Origin of the sequence: Desertihabitans brevis, from assembly GCF_003327535.1 — a bacterium.
Lineage (GTDB): Bacteria > Actinomycetota > Actinomycetes > Propionibacteriales > Propionibacteriaceae > Desertihabitans > Desertihabitans brevis.
The window spans coordinates 64617-85232 of record NZ_QOUI01000011.1 but is presented as its reverse complement, the minus strand read 5'-3'; the positions used below and the strand labels follow the sequence as shown (position 1 = coordinate 85232).

Here is a 20616-nt window from a genome sequence, read left to right as displayed (position 1 = left end):
GACGCCAGCCGTCGGTCACCGGCTCACCGGGGTCAGCGCCTCGCGGCCGCCGAGGTAGGGCCGCAGCGCCTCGGGCACCCGCACGCTGCCGTCGGCCTGCTGGTGGTTCTCCAGCAGCGCGATGATCGTCCGCGGCACCGCGCACAGCGTCCCGTTGAGGGTGGCCACCGGCGCCGTCCCGCCCTCGAACCGGGCCCGGGTGTTCAGCCGGCGGGCCTGGAAGTCGGTGCAGTTGGAGGTCGAGGTGATCTCGCGGTAGCGCTGCTGGCTGGGGAACCAGGCGTAGCAGTCGTACTTGCGGGCGGCGCTCAGCCCGAGGTCGCCGGCGGCCAGCTCCAGCACCTGGTAGGGCAGCTCGAGTGCTTCGATGAACTCCTTCTCGAAGCCGAGCAGCGCCCGGTGCTGGGCGTCGGCGTCGGCCGGGTCGCAGTAGACGAACATCTCGACCTTGTCGAACCAGTGCACCCGGAAGATGCCGCGGGTGTCCTTGCCGTAGGAGCCGGCCTCGCGGCGGAACGACGGGCTGTAGCCGACGTAGCGCAGCGGCAGGCTGGCGGCGTCGAGGATCTCCTCGCTGTGGTAGGCCGCCAGCGGCACCTCCGCGGTGCCGACCAGGTAGAGGTCGTCGGCCTCCAACCGGTAGACGTCGGCGGCGGCCTGGCCGAGGAAGCCGGTGCCCTCCATCGCCGACGGCTTGACCAGCGCCGGCGGCAGCACCGGGGTGAAACCCCACTCCAGCGCCTTCGCCATGGCCAGGTTGATCAGCGCCAGCTCGAGCAGCGCGCCCTGGCCGGTGAGGAAGTAGAACCGCGATCCCGACACCTTCGCCCCGCGCTCGACGTCGATGGCGCCGAGGCTCTCGCCGAGCTCGAGGTGGTCACGCACCTCGATGCCCTCCGCGGCCAGGTCGCGGGGGGTGCCGTGGGTCTCCAGCACCACGTAGTCGTCCTCACCGCCGGCCGGGACGTCCTCGGGCACCAGGTTGGGCACCCGGCGGAACAGCTCGTCGAAGCGGCGTCCGGCGGCGTCGGCCTCGGCCTGCAGCTCCTTGACCCGGGTCGCGAGCTCCTTGGTGCGGGCGAGCAGCGCGGCCTTCTCCTCCCCCGTCGCCCGGGCCACCTGCTTGCCCAGACCCTTCTGCTCGGCCCGGTCGGCCTCGAACTGGGCGATGGTGCTGCGGCGCTGCTCGTCGGCGGCCACCAGCTCGTCCACCAGCGCCTCGGACTCCCCGCGGGCACGCAGGGTCGCTCGGATCCGGTCGGGGTCGGTGCGCAGCAGCTTCGGGTCGATCACGCCGGCCAGCCTAGTGAACCGGGTGTGCATCGGTTCAGCCCTTTACCCTTCACCCGTGACCGCGCGCCGCCGACTGCCCTCGACCTTCGCCTGGGCGGTGTCGGTCGCGGCCGTCCTCGGGTTCGCGCTGCTCACCCTGGTGGTGGCGCAGGGCTGGCTGGACGGCCTGGACCGGGCGACCACGGCCGTCCCGCTGGTGCCCGGGTCGGCGGCGGAGGAGATCTTCGCCGCGATCGCGCTGGTGACCACCCCGGTGGTCTGCTACTCGGTGGTGCTCGGCTACGCGCTGTGGTGCCTGCGGCGCCGGCTGCGGAACCTGGCGATGGCGATGTTCCTGTCCATCCCGGTGGCCTGGGGCGGCGGGTACGCCTGGAAGGCGCTGCTGGCCCGGGAGCGGCCGGAGTCTCCGCACGAGCTGATCACCGCGCTCGGGCACAGCTACCCCTCCCAGCACGCCGCGGCGATCACCGTGCTGGTGGTGGCGGTGACGGCCACCCTCATCCACACCCGGCAGCCGCGGACGGTGATGCTGGGCTGGCGGGTGGCGGGCCTGGCGCTGGTGGCGGTGGTGCTCCTGGACCGCTGGATCATGTCGGCGCACTGGCTCAGCGACCTGCTCGGCGGGCTGCTGTGGGGCGCCGCGGTGGTGGCCTCGGCGATGCTGGCCTGCGGGGTGCGGGTGGTGCCGCCGGAGCTGGACCGGCTGCTGGTGGCCCGTCCCGACCCGGAGCGGGAGCTGCGCACCTGCGCGGTGGTCTACAACCCGGCCCGGGTGACCGACTGGCCGGGCTTCCGCCGCCGGGTGGAGTACGAGCTGGACGCCCGCGGCTACCGCCCGCTCTGGCTGGAGACCACCGCCGCCGACCCCGGCCGGGCGATGACCCTGCGGGCCGTCCGGGAGCGGGCCGACCTGGTGCTGGGCGCGGGCGGCGACGGCACCATCCGGATCATCTGCGACGGGCTGGCCGGTACCGGCATCCCGTTCGGGCTGATCCCGGCCGGCACCGGCAACCTGCTGGCCAAGAACCTCGGCATCCCGCTGGACGAGTCGACCGCGCTGCTGATGGCCCTGGACGGCGTCGACACGCCGGTCGACCTGGTCCGGCTGGCGGTGGACGGCCAGCAGCCCGGGGAGCACTTCAGCGTGATGGCCGGGCTGGGGGTGGACGCGGTGATCATGGCCGCCACCAACCCCGACCTCAAGCGGGCCGTGGGTTCGGCGGCCTACTTCGTCGCCGCCGCCCGCCACGCCTCCTACCCGCCGGTGAACGCCCGGATCCGCGTCGACGACGGCCCGGAGCTGCGGCGCCGCGCCAGCGTGATCGTCATCGGCAACGTCGGCTTCCTGCAGGGCGGCATCCCGCTGATCCCCGACGCCCGGGCCAACGACGGGCTGCTCGACCTGATGGTGGCCTCGCCCCGCTCGGCCCGCGACTGGGCCCGCATCGTCACCCGGGTGCTCACCCGGCGCGAGCACGGGGACGCCGCCCTGGACCGGATCACCGGTCGTCGGGTCTCGATCCGGATCGACCGCACCGACCCCTACCAGATGGACGGCGACACCGTCGGCACCTGCAGCCAGCTGGTGGCCGAGGTCGTCCCCGGCGCGCTCACCCTGCGGCTGCCGCCCGGGCACCGCCACGGGCTGGTCGCCCCCGCCGCCGCGACGGCCTCGTCGACGTGACGCGGCCCGGGGGTCAGGCCCGCTCGGGGTGGCGCAACCGGGCCAGCCAGGCGGCGGCCTCGGTGTAGTCCTCGTCGCCCTGGCCCTCGGCCACGGTCGGGGTGAGCCCGTCGGCGCGCGGGTAGGAGCCGAGGAAGACGACCTCGGAGCACACCCGGTGCAGCCCCATCACGGCCTCGGCCAGCCGGGCGTCGTCGAGGTGGCCCTCGGCGTCGATGGAGAAGCAGTAGCTGCCCAGCGTGGTGCGGGTGGGCCGGGACTCGATCCGGCACAGGTTGACGCCCCGGGTGGCGAACTGCTCGAGGATCTCCAGCAGGGCACCGGAGCGGTCGACCCGCAGGAAGCAGACCAGGGTGGTCTTGTCCGCACCGGTCCGGGGCGGCAGCGGGCCGGGAGGGCCGACCAGCACGAAGCGGGTCTGGGCGCCGGCGTTGTCGGCGATGGAGGTGGCGGCGGCCACCAGCCCCTGGGAGACCCCGGCCACCGGGGCGCAGATGGCGGCGTCGAACCGCGAGCCGGGGGCGGCGACCGCGACGGCGGCGGCCGCGGTCGAGCCGCCCTCGGTGACGACGGCGTCCGGCAGGTGGGCGTCCAGCCAGCCACGGCACTGCGCGATGGCGTGCGGGTGGCTGACCACCGAACGCACCTGCGACAGCTCGGTGCCGGGACGGACGTAGAGGTCGAACTGCACCGCGATCACCACCTCGGCGCTGATCTGCAGCGGGTCGCCGTAGGTGAGCGCGTCCAGGGTGGCGCTGACCCCGCCCTCGACGGAGTTCTCGATCGGCACCAGCACCGAGCCGACCTCGCCCGAGCGCACCGCGTGCAGGGCGGCCGGCACCGACGGGTAGGGACGGGCCTCGCCGGGCAGGTCGCCCAGGCTCAGCAGCGCCTGGTGGGTGAAGGTGCCGGCGGGCCCCAGGTAGCCGTGGGTGGCGGATCTCACCTGCGGCAGGCTAGCCCCTTCGCCCAGACACGGGGCTCAGCGCAGGCTGATGCTGTCCCAGTAGGCCTCGAAGGCCGCGGCCAGCTCCGGGTCGGCCCGGTCGGGGAAGGTGCTGAGCAGCACCACCTGACGGCCGTCGGAGAGCTCGACCACCCCGACCCGGACCAGGTCGGCCTCGGCGTCGAGCTCGGTCGAGTCGATCGCCACCTCCACCTGCCACTGCACGGCGCGGTCGGCCGGCAGGTCGCCCAGCGGGCCGGTGGTCGGCGTCCCGGGGGTGTAGAGGTCGGTGTCGCTGAACAGCTGGTCGAGCACCCAGGCGCCGGCCGCCGCGGCCGTCGCGTCGAGGTCCTGCTCCTCCAGGGTCGGGCCGGCGTAGCCGACCAGGGCGTGCACGAAGAACCCGGTGCCGTCGATCTCGGTCTCGCTGAGCACGGCCGGGTCGGCCAGCTCGAGCAGGGTCTCCCGCGGGGCGACGGCCGGGTCGGCCGGCAGCTGCGCCTCCAGCTCGCCCAGCAGCACCACCCGGCGCGAGGCGGCGTCGAGCTCGAGGTCGGGGGCCTGCACCGCCGGCGTGCCGAAGACCGTCGGCGCGGTGGTCGCCCCGGGGACCGGCTCGGCGGCCCGGCGGATCGCACCCATCACCCCCACCGCGGCCAGCAGGCCGACCAGCACGACCACCGCGACGAGCACGGTGCGGGCGGTGTGGCGCTGCTGGCGGTCGCCGGCCGGCACCACGGTGGCCACCGTGCGTGCGTCACCGCCGTGCGGCGGCGGCGGTGACTGGTCGGTCTCGGCGCGCCACGCCGTCCACCCCAGGCCGTTCCACCAGCGGTAGGTGGTGGAGTCGGCCGGGTCGCGGTACCAGCCGGGCGCGGTCGCCATCAGGGCCGCTCCGTCGCCGAGGAGGCCGAGGACGCCGACGAGGCCGAGGTCGGCGTGGCCGGGGTGACCAGCAGCGACTCACGGGGCGGCTGGACCGGCACCCCGAGCTTCTTCAGCTCCCGCCGCGGCAGCAGCCACATCCGCCGCCACCAGAGCACGATCATCACCAGCACGCCCCACTGCACGACCGGGGAGGCGGTGTCGCGCATCCGGGCGGCGAGGAAGTCCAGGGCCGGGCCCATCTCCACCGCGCGGCCCGGCACGAAGGCCATCGACAGCAGGGCACCGCGCCACAGGAACAGCCGGTCCAGCTGGGTCGCACCGATCACCGCCAGCGGCACCCAGGCGATGAGGTCGTACCAGCTGAGGGTGTAGATCGAGGTGACCAGCCAGCCGACCGAGAGCAGCAGGGCCGTCCGCAGGGCCACCGTGATCGGGTCCGACATCGGATCGGTGCCCGGACGCAGCCCCGGCGCGGCCCGCCAGGGCAGCACGCGGGAGAGCATCCAGGCCACCACCACGAGCATGACGAGGGCGACCACGTTGAGCAGGGCGGTGGAGCGCGGCGGCGGGATGTGCAGCACCTGGGTGAGCAGGCCGTACACCGGGGAGGCCCAGCCGCCGGCCGAGACGTAGGTGGTGTTGCGCAGCACCTGCAGCAGGGCGGTCGGCTGCCACACCCCGTAGGCCAGCCCGATCGGCACCAGCGCACCCAGGCACAGCAGCAGCGCCTTCTTCGGCTCACGCCGGTAGGCCCACAACATCGCCAGCCCGTACAGGCCGATGGAGAGCTTGGCGCAGCCCGCCAGCCCGATCCCGATACCGGCGCCGAACGGCGACTTGCGCATCAGCATCAGCCCGAGCACCGCGAACATCACCGACTGCGCCTCGTTGTGCCCGGAGGCCACCACCGCCCAGATCAGCAGCGGGTTGCAGATGCTCAGCAGCGCGGCGCGGGACTGCAGCTTGGGGTCGCCGTGGGCCAGCCAGACCACGCCGGCGCAGGTGAGCAGGAAGGGCACCAGGCAGAACACCTGCAGCCAGAACACGACGTCGTGCATGTTCTCCCCGCCGAGGACGTTGGAGAACCACTGGGTCCAGGAGGTGATGGGCCCGTAGACGCTGGGGGTGTCGCGCCACGGCTCCTCGGTGAGGGCGAGCACCGGGTCGTACTGGCTGCGGAAGATCTCGGCGGGGGTGATGTCGTAGGGGTTGCGACCCAGCACCTGCAGCCGTCCGTAACCGGCGTACATGAGGATGTCGGCCGAGGTCAGCGGCGGCACCATGATGGTGGCGGTGCTCATCACCGCACCCAGCCCGAACAGCCGGCGGTGGTGCGGACGCCAGCCGTCGGCCATCGCCCGCAGGCAGATCCACACCCCCAGCGCGCCGACCGCGATCCCGAGCAGCACCGCGACCGAGACGGCGAGCTCGTCCGGCTCGGGCAGCCACTTGGTCGGCAGGTAGTACGGCGGCAGCAACGACGTCCGGTCCCCCAGCGTGAGGGTGACGACCGAGGGGCCGAGGAAGCCGACCACCAGGGTGGTGGCGACGCTCGCGAGGATCAGCGCCAGACCGACCCGGTTGTCCCGGTGCCAGACCGCGGCGGCGGGAGCCCCGGGGTGCCTCCCGTCGGGACGGGTGAGGAGGTTCGGCAGGCGCACCTCGGCCTCCTCCTGGGTGGTGGGCGGACACGGCAGAGCGACCGTCGAGGTCGCCGGTGCGCCCAGGGTAGTCCGACGGGGGCTCTGGCATCGGTTCCGACCACACCGCCCTGAGCCTGTCGAAGGGCGAGCACCCCGGCACCGCGGAACCCCTCAGACCAGGCCCTGCTCCCAGGCTCGCCGCACCGCCGAGGCCCGGTCGGTGACCTCGAGCTTGGTGTAGACGTGCAGCAGGTGGGTCTTCACGGTGGCCTCGCCGATGCCCAGCCGGGTGGCGATGGCACGGTTGGTCAGCCCGTCGGCCACCAGCCGCAGCACCCCCGCCTCCCGGTCGCTGAGCACGGGGTCGGTGCCGCGCCGGGTCAGCGCCGCCAGCGCGGCCGGCACCAGCACCGGACGGCCGTCGGCCAGGTCGCGAACCGCGCGGACCAGGTCGGCGCTGCGGACGTCCTTGAGCAGGTAGCCGTCGGCCCCGGCCTGCATCGCCCCGCGGATGTCGCGGTCGGTGTCGTAGGTGGTCAGCACGAGCACCCGGGGACGCCGGCGGTCGCGCTCCCGGAGCCGCCGGATCGCCTCCACGCCGCTGCCGTCGGCCATCCGCAGGTCCATCAGCACGACGTCGGGGTCGCGCTGCCCGACCAGGTCGACCGCCTCGTGGCCCCCGGCGGCCTCGCCCACCACCTCGATGCCGTCGGCGGCGCCGAGCACGCCGATCAGCCCGTCGCGGACCACGGGGTGGTCGTCGACCACCAGCACCCGCACCACCGCCCCGTCCCCGGCGCTCACCGGGGCACCCGCGCGGTGATCGTGCAGCCGGCGTCCTCGGCGCTGCTGACGTCGAGCCGGCCCTCGACGGCGGCCAGCCGCTCCCGCATCCCGGTCAGGCCGTGCCCCGCCGCCACCCGCTGCGGGTCGAACCCGACGCCGTCGTCGGCGATCTGCAGCAGCTCCTCGGTCGGCGTGGCCCACCAGCGCAGCCGGACCCGTCCGGCGCGGGCGTGGCGGGCCACGTTGGACAGCCCCTCCTGGGCCACCCGCAGCAGCACCGCCGGGTGGGCCGACCGCTCCGGTGCGTCGTCGGCGTCGAGCTCGGTGACGATGCCGTGGGTGCGCGCCCACCGCGACACCACCGCCCCCAGCGCCTCGCCCAGGCCGCCCTCGCCGAGCTGCTGCGGGGCCAGCGCCTGCACCGCCCGGCGGGCCTCCAGCAGGCACTCCCGGGCGCTGCGCTCGGCCTGCTCCACCCGGTGCCGGACATCGGCGTCGAGCGGGCCGGGCAGCGCCTCGAGCTGGCGGATCACCGCCACCAGCCCTTGCGCGACCGTGTCGTGGATCTCCCGGGACAGCCGGGCCCGTTCCTCGCTGATCCCGGTGGCGCGGGCCTGCTCGACCAGCCGGGCCTGCAGCGACACGTTCTCCTCGTAGGCCGCGGCCAGCTCGGCGGCCGCCCGCTCCCGGGCCCGCAGCTGCTGCTCGCGCTCGTGGCTGAAGCGCATCAGCACCAGCGCCGCGGCCAGGTTGACCAGGGCGAGCACCGCGAAGAGCACCGGGACGCCCAGGATCCCGCGGAAGCCGCCGGTCTGCCCGAAGGCGGCCAGCACGGCCGTCACCACGACCACCACCGGCACCTGCCGGCCGCGGAAGAGCCGGTCGGCCTCGTAGTAGCCGACGAAGGCGTAGATGCACAGGAACGGGTTCCACCACAGCCCGACCGCCAGCAGCACGGTGTGCACCGCGAACCCGACCACCAGCGCCGGCGAGCCCGGACGCAGCCGGTCCTGCAGCAGCCCGAGCAGCACCCAGGTGGCGAGCAGCAGCACCGTGGACGGCGTCGAGGCCAGGATCGCCTCCCGCGTCAGCAGCTCACCGGTGGTCGCCCAGCCGGCCGCCGCGGAGAGCCCCAGCAGCAGCACCGGCAGCAGCACCCCGGGCAGCCGCCGCGCACCCGGGCGGTCGACGGGCCGCTCGGGCGGCTCGGCGCAACCGGGGACGGGAGGCTCCGGGCCGGGGTCCACCGACCCGGTCGTGCCGTCCCGGGTCGCCACCGGCGGCGAGGTGGCGGTCATAGACGCCATTCTCGTCCGCCCCCGGCCGCCGGGCCAGGGTCCTCCCCTCCACCGATCGGTGGATCCGGACGCCACCGATCGACCGAGGCGCCGGCCTGTGGGCCGCCCTAGCGTCGAGGTCATGAGCACCACCACCTCCGGCACCACCTCCACGACACCGCGGCTGCACGGCCTGGACGCCCTGCGGGCGGGAGCGCTGCTCCTCGGCATCGTGCTGCACACCCTGATGCCCTTCGTGCCCGGGATCGGCTGGCTGGTCGTCGACTCCGAGACGTCGGTGGTCGCGGGCATCCCGGTGATGGTCATCCACCTCTTCCGGATGCACCTGTTCATGATGCTGGCCGGCTACCTCGGCCGGATGGTCCTGCACCGGCGCGGGCCGACGTCCTACCTGCGGGACCGGACGCTGCGCATCCTGCTCCCACTGGTCGCCTTCTGGGCACCCGCCGTGCTGGGGCTGGGACTGGTGGCGGGCGCGGTCGCGCTCTGGCGCGGAACCCCGCCGCCCCAGCCTCCGCCGACCGCCGGTCCGCCGCCACCGCTGGCGGAGCTGCCGCCCGGGCAGCTGTGGTTCCTGGCGGTGCTCATGCAGTGCGTGCTGGTGGTGGTGGTCGTCCGCGCGGTGGCCGTCCGGCTGCTCGGCGCCGACCGGGCCGGACGGGTCTCGGCCCGCCTCGGTGCCGTGCTGGTGGCTCCCGCCGGGGTGCTGCTGGCCGCGCTGCCCTACCTGGTGGCGCTGCTGCTGCAGGGCATGCCGGAGGCCGGCATCGCCCAGCCGCTGACGGTGCTCCCCCAGCTGGTCCCGCTGACCGCCTACCTCGGCGCCTTCCTGGTGGGCTGGTGGCTGCACGCCTCCTCCGAGGCGCTGCAGCGGCTGGCCGGTCGGTGGCGGGTGCACCTCGGCCTGGCCGTGCTGCTGTCGGCCGCGCTGGTGCTCTCCTACGGCGTGCCCGTTCCCGAGGCGGCCCGGTCCGTGGTGGTCGCCGCGGCCGGCTGGCTGTGGGTGTACGGGCTGGTCGGGCTCTGCGTCCGCCACCTGGACCAGCCGCGGCCCGCGGTGCGCTACCTGGCCGACGCCTCCTACTGGATGTACCTGGTGCACCTGCCGCTGGTGGTGGCGGTGGAGGGCTTCCTGCTCGCCGACCTGACACTGCCGATCGTCGTCAAGCTGGTGCTCACCTGGGCGCTGTCGGGCGTGCTGATGGTCGCCAGCTACGACCTGCTCGTGCGGAGCACCTGGGTGGGCCGGTGGCTCAACGGCCACCGGCGTCCGCGCGTGCTGTTCCGCCGTCGGAGCGCCGAGGCGCGCACCCCCGCCGCCTGAGCCGACTCGGCCCAGCGGGGAGGGTCGTGCACAGAGTTCGGTGCACAACCCTCCTCCCTGTGGTGGTGCCGGGTGCGGGAGGGCGCGCCACTAGAGTCACAGCGCATGAGCCCCACCCGCCAGGCGCCCGGCGTCCGCTCCGAGGTCGGACCGCTGCGCACGGTGCTGCTGCACCGTCCCGGTGCGGAGCTGCGCCGGCTCACCCCGCGCAACAACGACGCCCTCCTCTTCGACGGGATCCCGTGGGTCGACCGGGCCCAGGAGGAGCACGACGCCTTCGCCGCGCTCCTGCGGGGTCGCGGGGTCGAGGTGCTGCTGCTGGCCGACCTGCTCACCGAGACCCTCCAGGTGCCGGCGGCCCGCGACCGGGCGGTCGAGCTCACCTGCGCCGACCTGCGGCTGGGTCCGCAGCTGCGGCGCTGGCTGCGCGAGCACCTGTCCTCACTCGCCGCGGAGGACCTGGCCGAGGTGCTGGTGGCCGGGCTGCGCAACGACGAGACGGGTGGGCAGCGCACCCTGGTCACCGCGCTGATGGCCGAGGACGACTTCGTCATCGACCCGCTGCCCAACCTGCTGTTCACCCGCGACTCCAGCGTCTGGGTCGGCGACCGGCCGGTGGTGACGTCGCTGGCGATGCCGGCCCGCAAGCGCGAGACCCAGCTGACCGGGCTGGTCTACGCCTTCCACCCCCGCTTCGCCGGGGTGGAGCCGCTCTACGGCTGGGACCGCGAGCACGTCGAGGGCGGGGACGTCCTCGCGCTGGCCGAGGGGGTGCTCGCGGTCGGCGTCGGCGAGCGGACCACCCCGGCCGGCCTGGAGCGGCTGGCGGGCACCGTCTTCGCCGCCGGGCTGGCCCGCACCATCGTGGCCGTCCCGGTCGACCAGCAGCGCGCCACCATGCACCTCGACACCATCTGCACCATGGTCGACACCGACGCGGTGCTGATGTACCCCAACATCGCCCACCGGCTCTCGGCCCGGGTGGTGCGGCCCCGCGACGGGGACCCGTCCGAGCTGGAGGTCGGCGCGCCGCAGCACTTCCTGGACGCCGCCGCCGACGCCATGGGCATCACCGAGCTGCGCCAGATCGACACCGGGCTCGACCCGGTGACCGCCGAGCGCGAGCAGTGGGACGACGGCAACAACACCCTCGCCCTCGCGCCGAAGGTGGCGGTGGCCTACGAGCGCAACACCGAGACCAACGAGCAGCTGGAGGCGGCCGGCATCGAGGTGCTCGCCATCCGCGGGTCCGAGCTCGGGTCGGGCCGGGGCGGCCCGCGGTGCATGTCCTGCCCGATCGCCCGCGACCCGCTGTGAGCCGCGGGTGATCCTCGAGGTCTCCTGGGGGGTCTGGCTGCTGATGGGCCTGGCGCTCGCCGTCGGCGCCCTGGTGCAGGGCACCGTCGGGCTCGGGCTGGGGCTGGTCGCCGCGCCCGTGCTCACCCTGCTGGCGCCGGACCTGATGCCCGGTCTCATCCTCTTCCTCACCCTGCTGCTGCCGGTGATCACGCTGGCCGAGGGCCGCAGCGCGGTGGACGTCCGGGGTCTGCTGTGGGCGCTGCCGCCACGGATCCCCGGCACGGTGCTCGGGGCCTGGCTGGTGGTGCAGCTGGACCAGGCCACGCTCGGGCTGGCGATCGGGGCGATGGTCCTGCTGGCGGTGCTGGCCAGCGCCGTCGCGCTGCCGCTGCCGCTGCGCCGGGAGACCCTGGTCGCCGCCGGCTTCGTCTCCGGCGTCACCGGCACCGTGTCCTCGATCGGCGGGCCCCCGCTGGCGCTGCTCTACCAGCGCCAGCCGCTCGAGGTCATCCGCCAGACCCTGGCGGTCTACTTCGTGGCCGGGGCGCTGCTCAGCCTCGGCGCCCTCGGCATCGGCGGTGAGCTCGGCTGGGGCCAGGTCGGTCTCGCCGCGCTGCTCGCCCCGTTCGTGGTCGGCGGGTTCCTGCTGGCGCCGCTGCTGCGCCGCCGGGTGCCCCCGCACCGGGTGCGCCCGGCCGTCCTGGTGGTCTGCGGGTGCTCCGCGGTCGTGCTGCTGGTGCGCAGCCTGCTCACCTGGTGAGGGACGCGCTCAGCCGCCGTCGGACAGCACCGCCAGCGCCCGGTCCGGGTGGTCGGTGGTGATCCCGGTCGCCCCCCGACGCACCCAGTCGGCCACCTCGGCCGGGTCGTCGACGGTCCACAGGTGCAGGGCGTGACCCCGCGCCAGCAACGCCTCGACCCACCCGGGGTGCTGGGCGGCCAGCCGGTGGTCGATGCCGACCGTGTCGACGCCCTCGGGCAGCGAGCCGTCGGCCCACGGGCCGAGATCACCCGCGACCAGCAGCGAGCGGGGCAGCTCCGGCGCCAGCACCCCGGCCCGGGCCACCGCGTCGGGGTCGAAGCTGATCAGCCGGGCGGGCAGGTCGGCGTCGGTCCAGCCGTGCACCGCCAACGCCTCCAGCGCCGGCCCGACCACGTCGCGCCCGTGCGGGTCGGGGTGCTTGGCCTCCACCGCCACCCCCACGTCGACGCCGTCGGCCCGGGCCTCGGCGACCAGCTGGAGCCATTCGGCCAGGGTGATCAGCTCGCGCTCCTCCGGGGTGGGGTCGGCGCACCACCAGGAGCCGACGTCCACCCGCTTGAGCTCGGCGACGGTCAGCTCGGCCACCGCGTCCGGACGTCCGCCGGTGCGCTGCAGGGTCGCGTCGTGCACCACCACCGGCTGGCCGTCCGCGCTGAGCTGGACGTCGCCCTCGAGCCGCAGCCGACGCCCGGTCCGGCGGGCCAGCTCGACCGCGGCGGCGTAGGCGGCGCGGGTGGACTCGGGGTGGCGGCCCGACCAGCCGCGGTGGGCGAAGACCTCGACGGGAGACGACACGGAGCCAGTCTGCCGGTTTGGCCCGCCGCCGTCCCGTCGGGTTGGATGCCGGGGATGGCCACCGCACGCACCCCCGCAGACCCGGGGACCAGTGGCACCCCGTCCGGCGCCACCGCCCGGGCCCGGTTGCAGCAGATCGACTTCATGCGGGTGGTCGTCTTCACCTTCGTGGTCTCGGCCCACGTCGTCACGGTCACCCTCGACATGGCCGACCTGTGGGTCTCGGGCTGGGGCATGCTCATGCACTTCACCCGCTACGCCTTCGTCTTCATCTCCGCGTTCGTGCTCTTCCACAGCTACCGCGACCGCCCGCTGCGCGCCACCACCTTCTGGCGGAAGCGGTTCGGCACCGTGGTGCTGCCCTACCTGGTCTGGACGCTGCTCTACGGCGTCGTGCGGATGGTGGACGAGGGCGTGCCGGGGCTGACCGACTGGCTGGTCGACTACGCCCGTCGGGTCGCCACCGGCAGCGAGTGGTACCACCTGTACTTCCTGCTGATCTCGATCCAGCTCTACCTGTTCTTCCCGCTGGTGCGCTGGGTGGTCGACCGGTTCGCCGGACGGCACGGGCTGCTGCTGGTGCTGGCCGCGACGGTGCAGCTGGGGGCGATGGCGCTGGTCTCGCTGGTGCCCGCCCCGCCCGGGCCGGCCGGCGTGCTGTGGAGCCACCCCGACGTGGTCTTCGGGCTCTACACCCTCTTCGTGGTCGGCGGCGGGGTGTGCGCGCTGCACGTCGAGCAGGTCAACCGCTGGATCGGTGAGCACCGGGTGCTGCTCGTCGCGCTCGGGGCCGGTGGGCTGGCCGTCACGCTCGGCATCTACCTGGTCCGGGCCACCGGCGGGTCGGCCGAGCTGGCCTCGCTGCCCGGCCACCCCGGACTGGTGCCCTGGGCGGTCGCGGCGACCATGGTCGTCTACGCCCTCGGCACCGCCTGGGTGAACCGGGGCGTGGAGAACCGGCTCTCCCAGCGGGTCGTGGCCGCCGGCGCGCACCGGGCGTTCGGGGTGTTCGCGGTCCACCCGCTGGTGCTGTGGGCGCTCAACTGGCTGCTCGTGCCGACGCTGGCCACCTGGGTGCCGCAGACGCTGCCGCGGACCCTGGTCGTCTTCGTGCTCACCCAGCTCGGGGCCCTGCTGCTGGTCGAGCTGCTGCTGCGGACCCCGTTCAGCCGGGTGCTGGTGGCCCGTCCGCGCACCCGCCGGCCCGACGTCGCCACCGGCTGATCTCCGGCGCCCGGACCGGCCGCACCTCAGCGCAGCCGGCGGGCCCGGGCGATCCGGGCCGAGGCCCGTCCCAGCACCGCCATCGCCAGCGCGCCCACCCCGATCGCGGCCACCGACGAGCCGAGCCAGCTCGGCGCCGAGAAACCGATCGCCTGCGCCAGCCCCGACCACAGGTCGGACCAGACGGGCACCGTGCCCGGCGCGATCAGCTGGTAGGTGACGAACCCGCACAGCCAGGCCAGCAGCGGCGCCAGCCGCAGCCGGGAGCGGTCGGAGACGTCCCAGCGTCCGCGCGAGACGAGGAAGAAGTCGACGGCCGCCACCGCGAACAGCGGCACGAAGACCGAGCCGATCAGGTAGAGGAAGTTCTGGTACTGGCTGAAGTCCAGCAGGCTGGCGAAGACGGTGGCGAGCACCCCGACCCCGATCGCGACCCAGCGCCGGTCCGCACCACCGAAGAGGTTCTGCACCGACATCGTGGTCGAGTAGATGTTGGCGAAGGCCTCGTCCACCTCGTCGACCAGCAGGATCAGCAGCGCGATCCAGCCGGCCGGCAGCGCGATCAGCGCGGCGATGAGGTCGTCCCCCTCCAGGTGCACCACCGCGAAGACACCCAGGCTGTAGTAGGCCACGGCGGCCAGCCCGTAGCCCAGGCCGGAGCCGGCCATCGCGGCCCGGGTGCTGCGGGAGTGCCGGGAGTAGTCCGCGGCCAGCGGGGCGAAGGAGACGACGCCGGCGACGGCGATGTCGACCGCGGGCCAGAACCCGAGCACCGCGCTCTGGTCGACCGGACGGGCCGGCTGCAGCAGCACCTGCACGTACAGCAGCACCGAGGCGGCCAGCACCAGCCAGACCATCACCTTGCGCAGCAGCCGGACGCTGCCCAGCGGCCGCAGCGCCATCAGGGTGGCGACCGCGCCGGCCGCCACCGCCGCCGGCACCCGCCAGCCGTCACCGAGGACCAGGGCCGCCGCGGTGGAGATGACGATGATCTCCATGGTGGCCCAGCCGATGTTCTGGGCCAGGTTGAGCACGGTGGGCGCCACCGACCCGCGGCGTCCGAACAGCCCGCGCAGCGCCACCATGGCCGGCGCGCCGGTGCGGGCGCCGAAGGCCGCCGAGCAGGCCAGCAGCAGCCCGCCCAGGGCGCAGCCGACGACGACGGCGACCAGACCGCTGAGAAGCGAACCGGTGGTGGCCAGCACCAGGGCACCGGTGAGCGGGCCGAACAGCGAGATGCCGAGGTTGGCCCAGGTGGCGAACTGGTCGAGGAAGCCGAGCGGCTGCGGCGGTGCGGTGGTGAGGACCAGCGGGGCCTCGGGACGTCCGGCCGGCGAGCCGGGAGCACGCGTGCTGGTGGACGAGGACATGGGTGGACAACCTCCCTACGCCGGCATTACCCGGACAGGTTCGGCCGGTCGGGGACCCGGCGACGACCGTCGCCACTCCCCCTCTCAGCCCGCCACAGGGCGCGAGCTCCCGGATGTTCGGCTCCCACCCTAGCCACCCCGCACACCGCACCGGCGCCGGGTCGGCTCCGTAGGCTGGCGCCGTGGACGTCGGGCCGCTGCACACCGTGGTGCTGGTCGAGGGGCTGAGCGACCGCGCGGCGGTCGAGACCCTGGCCCGGCGGCTCGGGCGCGACCTGGACGCCGAGGGCGTCGGGATACGGGCGATGGGCGGCGGCACCTCGATCGGGCGGGGCGTGGTCGAGCACGGGCCGCAGGGGGCCGGGCGGCGGCTGACCGGGCTGGTCGACCGGCGCGAGGCCGGCTCGGTGGCGCGGGCGCTGCACCGGGCGGGTCTGCTGGCCGAGCCGGCGGTGGAGCGGCTGGCACCGGCGGGGTTCTTCGTCTGCGGGGAGGACCTGGAGGACGAGCTGGTCCGCGCGCTCGGCGTCCCCGCGGTGCTGGAGGTGGTCGAGCGGGCCGGCGAGACCGGGCTGTGGCGGACCTTCTGCAGCCAGCCGGCGCACCGCGACCGCGACGACGCCAGCCGGCTGCGCCGCTTCCTCGGCACCCGGGCCGGGCGCAAGATCCGCTACGGCACCCTGCTGGTCGAGGCGCTCCCGCTCGGTGCGGTCCCGCGACCGCTCGCCGACCTGCTCGACACGGTGGGCCCGCTGCCCGGCGGGTGACCCCGGGTGGGCCTATCCTCCGCGACAGACCGGGCCGGACAGGCACCCGGAGCACGCACCCGAGGAGGACCCATGTCGGCACCCACCACCGGCTCCCGGGTGCGGCTGGCGGAGGTCGCACAGCTGGTCGAGCAGGCCGCGGCCGACGTCGACGACGTGCAGCGCATCCTCGAGACGAGGGTCGACACCCTGATCAGCGCGACCGACACGGGCGCCGTCCGCAGCGGCGGGGCCGCGACCTTCCTGCGCGCCTTCACCGACTTCGACGCCCAGCTCAGCCGGGTGCAGGACGGCCTGGCCGAGGTGCACCGCCACCTCACCGGACCGGGCGCGGCCTGATGCCGGGAGCCGCCTCGCTGCCCGAGGACGGGTTGGCCGAGCTCGTCCTGGCCCACCGCCGGCTGGGCCAGCGGCTGAGCGACCTCGAGCACGAGCTGGACGACGCCCTCGACCCCGACGACCCCGCCACCCTGCACACCTACGCCACCGCCCGTCGGCGCTGGCGGGCGGCGCTGGAGCACATGGCCGGGGTGATCCGTCGGCTGGAGGGTGATCTGCGGCGCTGATGCGGCGACAGCCGCCGGGGACGCCGACGTCCTACGGTGGGGCCGTGATGCTCAACGCCCGCACCCTCGCCGGCATCGCCGACGGGTCGGTGACCCTGGTCTTCCGCCGCTGGGAGGCGCCGCGCGTGCGGGCCGGGGGCAGCCAGGTCACCGCGGTCGGGGTGGTGTCGTTCGACCGCGTCGAGGAGGTCGACCCGGCTGCGATCACCGAGGAGGAGATCGCCGCGGCCGGGCTGTCCTCGCGGGAGGAGCTGACCCGGCTGCTCGACCGGCGTCCCGGGCGGGTGCACCGGGTGGAGGTGAGCCTGGCCGGGCCCGACCCGCGGCTGGCGCTGCGCGAGCAGCTGCCCGACGCCGCCGGGCTCGCCGACCTGGAGGCCCGGCTGGCCCGGATGGACGCCGGCCGGCACGGCCCCTGGACGCGGACGGTGCTGCGCTGGATCGCCGACCACCCCGGCGTCGTGTCGACCGAGCTGGCCGAGCACGTCGGTCGGGAGCGGTTCGCCCTGAAGGCCGACATCCGCCGGCTCAAGGCGCTCGGGCTGACGATCAGCCTCGACGTCGGCTACCGGCTCTCCCCGCGCGGCCACGCCCTGCTGGAGCACCTCGAGCGTTCCTGACCCCCCGCCCCGACCGCCCCTTGGTCGATCGGCCAAGAAGTGTTGGTCGATCGCCCAAGAAGTGGCTACCCTGGACCCATGGAGCCGACCGGGAACCGTCGCGGGCAGGAGACCCGCGCCGCCCTGCTGGGGGCGGCCGCGGAGCTGGTCGTCGAGGTGGGCTGGGGTGCGGTGAGCACCCGGTCGGTGGCCGAGCGCGCCGGCGTCCGGCCCGGGCTGGTGCACTACCACTTCGGGTCGGTCCGCCAGCTGCTCACCGAGGCCAGCGCCGCCGCGCTGGAGGAGATGGTCGAGGGGCTGACGGGCGAGCTGGACGCCTCGCACGACCTGGAGCAGGGGCTGCGGCGGCTGGTCGACAGCATCGTCGACCTCGAGCCGACCCACCCGCTACACCTGCTCGTCACCGAGACCTACCTCGCCGCCTCCCGCGACCCCCAGGTCGCCGGGGCGCTGCGCGGGGTGGTCCGGCGGATGCGGGAGCGGCTGGCGGGCTGGCTCGCATCCCGCGGGGTGCCGGCCGGGCGCAGCGCGGAGGTGGCCGCCTTCGTGGCGGCGACGCTGGACGGGTTCGCCCTGCACCGGGTGCTCGACGCCGACGTGCCCGCCCCGCCGCTGGCCCGGCTGGTCGGCTCCTGGACCGAGACGGAGGAGGAGGGGTCCTGATGCGGGTGGTGGTGAACGGGGCCGGGATCGCGGGGCTGGCGTGCGCGCTGGCGTTGTCCCGGCTGGGCTGGCAGGTGCTGGTCACCGAGATCGCGCCGGCGCCGCGGCGCGGCGGCTACATGATCGACTTCTTCGGGCCGGGCTGGGAGGCCGCCGAGCGGCTGGGGGCGCTGGAGGCGCTGCGCCGGCGGGGACGGCTCTACCAGGAGGCACGCTTCGTCGACGAACACGGTCGCACCACCGGACGGCTCGGCTTCGAGACGGTCGACGAGCTGGCGCGCGGGCGGTTCTTCTCGATCATGCGGCCCGACATCGAGGAGTCGCTGCGCGGCTGCCTGCCTCCCGACGTCGACCTGCGCTACGGCACCACCGTCAGCGCGGTCGAGCCGGACGGGACCGGGCCGGTGGAGGTCCGGCTGTCCGACGGCAGCACCGTCCGCGCCGACCTGGTGCTGGCGGCCGACGGGTTGCACTCCGCGCTGCGGACCATGCTGCTGGGGCCGGAGTCGGCGCTGGTGCGCGAGCTCGGCTTCCAGACCGCGGCCTTCGTCTGCACCGACGAGGCGCTGGCGACCCGTCTCGGCGCGCGCCTGCAGCTCAGCGACGTGGTGGACGGCCAGGCCTGGTTGTTCGCCCTCGACCGGCGCACCGTCGCCGCGTTCGTGGTCGTCGCCGACGACGGGCCGGTGCCGGCGGACGTCCGCGCGATGATCCGCGCGGAGCTGGGTCGGCACGGGCCTGACCCCGCCTCGCTGGTCGACCGGGTGCCCGACGACGTGTGGGCCGACACCGTGGCCCAGGTGGTCGCGCCGCGCTGGCGGAGCGGACGGGTGCTGCTGATGGGCGACGCCGCGCACGCGGTCTCGCTGCTGGCCGGCCAGGGCGCCTCGCTGGCGATCGCCGGCGCGGACGCGCTGGCCCGGGCGCTGGAGGAGCACGACGACCTGGAGGCCGCCCTCGCCGCCTACGAGACGCGGTGGCGGGCCGTGGTCGGGCCGGTGCAGGCCACCGCCCGGCGGTTCGGCAGCGGGTTCGTCCCGCGGACCCGGCGCCAGCTCTGGATCCGCCGGCTGGTGCTGCACGCGGCCCGGGTGCCGCTGGTCAGCCGCCGGCTGGTCGGCTCGCTGACCGGCGGCGTCACCCACTGACGCCGTCGCGGCGCCGGGGCGGCGGCGTAGGCTCCGGCGGGTGGGAAGCACGCTGCAGACCCTCGACCGGGGCATCCAGGCCCTCGAGGTGGTGGCCGGTCGGGCGGGTGGGCTGAGCGTGGCCGAGCTGGCGGTCGAGCTGGGGGTGGCCCGGGCGGTGTGCCACCGGGTGGTCGGCACCCTGGTCGCGCACGGCCTGGTCGCCCGCGACGACGACGGCCGGCTGCACCTCGGCGCCCGGCTGCCGGTGCTGGCCTCCGGGTACTGGCCCGCGGTGCTGAGCCGGGCGCCGGGCCTGCTGCAGCCTCTGGCCGACCGCACCCGCGCCACCAGCTTCCTGGCCGTGGTCGAGGACGAGCAGGCCGTCGTGCTGGTGTCGCTCGACCCCACCGACGCGCTGCTGCGGGTCGGCTACCGGGTCGGCAGCCGGCACCCGCTCACCCGTGGCGCGTCCGGGCTGGCCGTGCTGGCCGCCCGCCCCGGCCGTCCCGACGACCCCGAACCGGTGCGGCGCACCCGCGAGCGCGGCTACGCGGTCACCCGGGGCGAGCTGCAGCCGGGCGCGGTCGGCGTCGCCGCCCCGCTGACGGGGGCCGAGGGCTGGGCACCGGAGGCCTGCGTCGGGGTGGTCGCCCTCGGGGAGGTGGACGTGGAGGCCGTCGCGCCGCTGGTGGTCGCGACCGCCCGCCAGCTGGCCTGACCGCACGTCCGGAAACCCGTCGCGCACCCCGCTCCCGGATCGCTACGGTGCCGGCCATGCCTGCTGCACTGCTCACCGGGGTCGGACGTCGTCGCGGGATCGGTGCCGGCATCGCGGCCGGTCTGGCCGAGGACGGCTGGGACCTCGCGCTCTCCTACTGGACGCCCTACGACCAGCGTCTGGCGCTGCCCGGGGACGCCGACGACCCGGCCTCCCTGGCCGCGGAGCTGCGGGACGCGCACGGCGTCCGGGTCGAGCTGGTGCCCGCCGACCTGGCCGACCCGTCCGTGCCCGCCGAGGTGGTGGCGACCGCCCGGGAGCGGCTCGGCCCGCTGGACGCGCTGGTGATGGCCCACTGCGAGAGCGTCGACTCCGGCCTGCTCGACACCACGGTGGAGAGCTTCGACCGCCACTACGCGGTGAACGTCCGCGCGACCTGGCTGCTGCTGGCCGAGTTCGCCCGCCAGCTGCCCGCCACCGGTGGTGCCGTCGTCGCGCTCACCAGCGACCACACCGTGCACAACCTCCCCTGCGGCGCCACCAAGGGCGCGCTGGACCGGCTCGTGCTGGCCGCCGCGCACGAGCTCGCCGACCGCGGGCTGCGCAGCAACGTCATCAACCCCGGTCCGGTCGACACCGGCTGGATGGACGACGCGGTGCACGCCTCGGCGCTGGCCCAGCAGCCCACCGGTCGGCTCGGGACGCCGGAGGACACCGCCAACCTCATCCGTTTCCTGCTGTCGGAGCGCGGGGCGTGGATCAACGGCCAGCTGCTGTACAGCAACGGCGGCTTCCCCGCCGGGCACCTCCCCGTCTGAGCAGCGGGCGGGGCTCGCCCT

Annotated in this window: 21 protein-coding genes; 13 read left to right on the top strand and 8 right to left on the bottom strand. The window is 75.1% G+C overall.

Translation table 11 applies throughout. From position 1 onward, the window contains the following. Positions 1 to 15 precede the first annotated feature (15 nt). On the bottom strand, positions 16 to 1293 hold the full coding sequence (serS, locus tag DT076_RS16095) for a serine--tRNA ligase (protein ID WP_114127723.1): 1278 nt from the start codon (positions 1291 to 1293) through the stop codon (positions 16 to 18). Positions 1294 to 1348: 55 nt separating this feature from the next. On the opposite strand from serS, the gene DT076_RS16090 reads away from it, so the two are divergent. Next, positions 1349 to 2977, top strand: coding sequence for a diacylglycerol kinase family protein (locus DT076_RS16090; protein ID WP_114127722.1), 1629 nt, complete (start codon positions 1349 to 1351; stop codon positions 2975 to 2977). A gap of 13 nt (positions 2978 to 2990) precedes the next feature. Here the strand turns inward: DT076_RS16090 and pheA are convergent, their stop codons facing one another. From pheA to DT076_RS16065, 5 genes are all read right to left on the bottom strand, one after another. Then, positions 2991 to 3923 carry a prephenate dehydratase gene (gene pheA / locus DT076_RS16085; protein WP_114127721.1) on the bottom strand — a complete coding sequence of 311 codons (933 nt, stop codon included), beginning with the start codon at positions 3921 to 3923 and terminating at the stop codon, positions 2991 to 2993. Positions 3924 to 3959: 36 nt separating this feature from the next. Then, complete coding sequence (locus DT076_RS16080; RefSeq protein ID WP_114127720.1) at positions 3960 to 4808, bottom strand: DUF2510 domain-containing protein; 849 nt, start codon at positions 4806 to 4808, stop codon at positions 3960 to 3962. Next, positions 4808 to 6472, bottom strand: coding sequence for a hypothetical protein (locus DT076_RS16075; protein ID WP_114127719.1), 1665 nt, complete (start codon positions 6470 to 6472; stop codon positions 4808 to 4810). The genes DT076_RS16080 and DT076_RS16075 overlap by 1 nt, the downstream gene beginning before the upstream one ends. A gap of 153 nt (positions 6473 to 6625) precedes the next feature. Beyond that, complete coding sequence (locus DT076_RS16070) at positions 6626 to 7258, bottom strand: response regulator (RefSeq protein ID WP_233494013.1); 633 nt, start codon at positions 7256 to 7258, stop codon at positions 6626 to 6628. Then, positions 7255 to 8538, bottom strand: coding sequence for a sensor histidine kinase (locus tag DT076_RS16065; protein ID WP_158548172.1), 1284 nt, complete (start codon positions 8536 to 8538; stop codon positions 7255 to 7257). The genes DT076_RS16070 and DT076_RS16065 overlap by 4 nt, the downstream gene beginning before the upstream one ends. A 121-nt stretch (positions 8539 to 8659) precedes the next feature. Here DT076_RS16065 and DT076_RS16060 point away from each other — a divergent pair, with 121 nt between their 5' ends. From DT076_RS16060 to DT076_RS16050, 3 genes are all read left to right on the top strand, one after another. After that, positions 8660 to 9862, top strand: a complete 1203-nt coding sequence (locus DT076_RS16060; RefSeq protein WP_199539237.1) for an acyltransferase family protein — start codon at positions 8660 to 8662, stop codon at positions 9860 to 9862. A 105-nt stretch (positions 9863 to 9967) separates the two neighbouring features. Then, on the top strand, positions 9968 to 11179 hold the full coding sequence (locus DT076_RS16055) for an arginine deiminase (RefSeq protein WP_114127717.1): 1212 nt from the start codon (positions 9968 to 9970) through the stop codon (positions 11177 to 11179). Between the two features lie 7 nt (positions 11180 to 11186). Then, positions 11187 to 11921 carry a sulfite exporter TauE/SafE family protein gene (locus DT076_RS16050; RefSeq protein WP_233494012.1) on the top strand — a complete coding sequence of 245 codons (735 nt, stop codon included), beginning with the start codon at positions 11187 to 11189 and terminating at the stop codon, positions 11919 to 11921. A 9-nt stretch (positions 11922 to 11930) separates the two neighbouring features. On the opposite strand, the gene DT076_RS19225 is transcribed toward DT076_RS16050, so the two are convergent. Continuing rightward, positions 11931 to 12719 (bottom strand): glycerophosphodiester phosphodiesterase, encoded by a 789-nt coding sequence (locus DT076_RS19225; protein WP_158548171.1) that lies wholly within the window; start codon positions 12717 to 12719, stop codon positions 11931 to 11933. 54 nt (positions 12720 to 12773) lie between these two features. On the opposite strand from DT076_RS19225, the gene DT076_RS19220 reads away from it, so the two are divergent. Beyond that, positions 12774 to 13943 (top strand): acyltransferase, encoded by a 1170-nt coding sequence (locus DT076_RS19220; RefSeq protein WP_158548170.1) that lies wholly within the window; start codon positions 12774 to 12776, stop codon positions 13941 to 13943. A 26-nt stretch (positions 13944 to 13969) separates the two neighbouring features. Here the strand turns inward: DT076_RS19220 and DT076_RS16040 are convergent, their stop codons facing one another. Further along, positions 13970 to 15313 (bottom strand): purine-cytosine permease family protein, encoded by a 1344-nt coding sequence (locus DT076_RS16040; protein ID WP_114127715.1) that lies wholly within the window; start codon positions 15311 to 15313, stop codon positions 13970 to 13972. Positions 15314 to 15495: 182 nt separating this feature from the next. On the opposite strand from DT076_RS16040, the gene DT076_RS16035 reads away from it, so the two are divergent. The 8 genes from DT076_RS16035 to DT076_RS16000 all read left to right on the top strand — a co-directional run bounded on the left by DT076_RS16035 (position 15496) and on the right by DT076_RS16000 (position 20595). After that, complete coding sequence (locus DT076_RS16035; protein WP_199539236.1) at positions 15496 to 16080, top strand: TOPRIM nucleotidyl transferase/hydrolase domain-containing protein; 585 nt, start codon at positions 15496 to 15498, stop codon at positions 16078 to 16080. A 72-nt stretch (positions 16081 to 16152) separates the two neighbouring features. Then, a complete protein-coding gene (locus tag DT076_RS16030) occupies positions 16153 to 16419 on the top strand; it encodes a hypothetical protein (protein ID WP_114127714.1) in 267 nt (88 codons plus the stop codon). Then, positions 16419 to 16646 carry a hypothetical protein gene (locus DT076_RS16025; RefSeq protein ID WP_114127713.1) on the top strand — a complete coding sequence of 76 codons (228 nt, stop codon included), beginning with the start codon at positions 16419 to 16421 and terminating at the stop codon, positions 16644 to 16646. The genes DT076_RS16030 and DT076_RS16025 overlap by 1 nt, the downstream gene beginning before the upstream one ends. A gap of 44 nt (positions 16647 to 16690) precedes the next feature. Beyond that, on the top strand, positions 16691 to 17266 hold the full coding sequence (locus tag DT076_RS16020) for a hypothetical protein (RefSeq protein ID WP_199539235.1): 576 nt from the start codon (positions 16691 to 16693) through the stop codon (positions 17264 to 17266). Positions 17267 to 17344: 78 nt separating this feature from the next. Beyond that, a complete protein-coding gene (locus tag DT076_RS16015; RefSeq protein ID WP_114127712.1) occupies positions 17345 to 17929 on the top strand; it encodes a TetR/AcrR family transcriptional regulator in 585 nt (194 codons plus the stop codon). After that, entirely contained in the window at positions 17929 to 19077 is a 1149-nt protein-coding gene (locus tag DT076_RS16010) for an FAD-dependent monooxygenase (RefSeq protein ID WP_114127711.1), read from the top strand. The genes DT076_RS16015 and DT076_RS16010 overlap by 1 nt, the downstream gene beginning before the upstream one ends. Positions 19078 to 19117: 40 nt before the next feature. Next, positions 19118 to 19777, top strand: coding sequence for an IclR family transcriptional regulator (locus tag DT076_RS16005; RefSeq protein ID WP_114127710.1), 660 nt, complete (start codon positions 19118 to 19120; stop codon positions 19775 to 19777). Between the two features lie 56 nt (positions 19778 to 19833). Further along, positions 19834 to 20595, top strand: a complete 762-nt coding sequence (locus DT076_RS16000; protein WP_114127784.1) for an SDR family oxidoreductase — start codon at positions 19834 to 19836, stop codon at positions 20593 to 20595. Positions 20596 to 20616: the final 21 nt, after the last annotated feature.

Bases quoted from the DNA above. Each gene is read 5' to 3' on its own strand.
- DT076_RS16055 (WP_114127717.1), top strand. From the start codon at position 9,968: ATGAGCCCCACCCGCCAGGCGCCCGGCGTCCGCTCCGAGGTCGGACCG.
- DT076_RS16025 (WP_114127713.1), top strand. From the start codon at position 16,419: ATGCCGGGAGCCGCCTCGCTGCCCGAGGACGGGTTGGCCGAGCTCGTC.
- DT076_RS19220 (WP_158548170.1), top strand. From the start codon at position 12,774: ATGGCCACCGCACGCACCCCCGCAGACCCGGGGACCAGTGGCACCCCG.
- DT076_RS16000 (WP_114127784.1), top strand. From the start codon at position 19,834: ATGCCTGCTGCACTGCTCACCGGGGTCGGACGTCGTCGCGGGATCGGT.
- DT076_RS16080 (WP_114127720.1), bottom strand. From the start codon at position 4,808: ATGGCGACCGCGCCCGGCTGGTACCGCGACCCGGCCGACTCCACCACC.
- DT076_RS16040 (WP_114127715.1), bottom strand. From the start codon at position 15,313: ATGTCCTCGTCCACCAGCACGCGTGCTCCCGGCTCGCCGGCCGGACGT.
- DT076_RS16065 (WP_158548172.1), bottom strand. From the start codon at position 8,538: ATGACCGCCACCTCGCCGCCGGTGGCGACCCGGGACGGCACGACCGGG.
- DT076_RS16060 (WP_199539237.1), top strand. From the start codon at position 8,660: ATGAGCACCACCACCTCCGGCACCACCTCCACGACACCGCGGCTGCAC.
- DT076_RS16010 (WP_114127711.1), top strand. From the start codon at position 17,929: ATGCGGGTGGTGGTGAACGGGGCCGGGATCGCGGGGCTGGCGTGCGCG.
- DT076_RS16015 (WP_114127712.1), top strand. From the start codon at position 17,345: ATGGAGCCGACCGGGAACCGTCGCGGGCAGGAGACCCGCGCCGCCCTG.
- DT076_RS16030 (WP_114127714.1), top strand. From the start codon at position 16,153: ATGTCGGCACCCACCACCGGCTCCCGGGTGCGGCTGGCGGAGGTCGCA.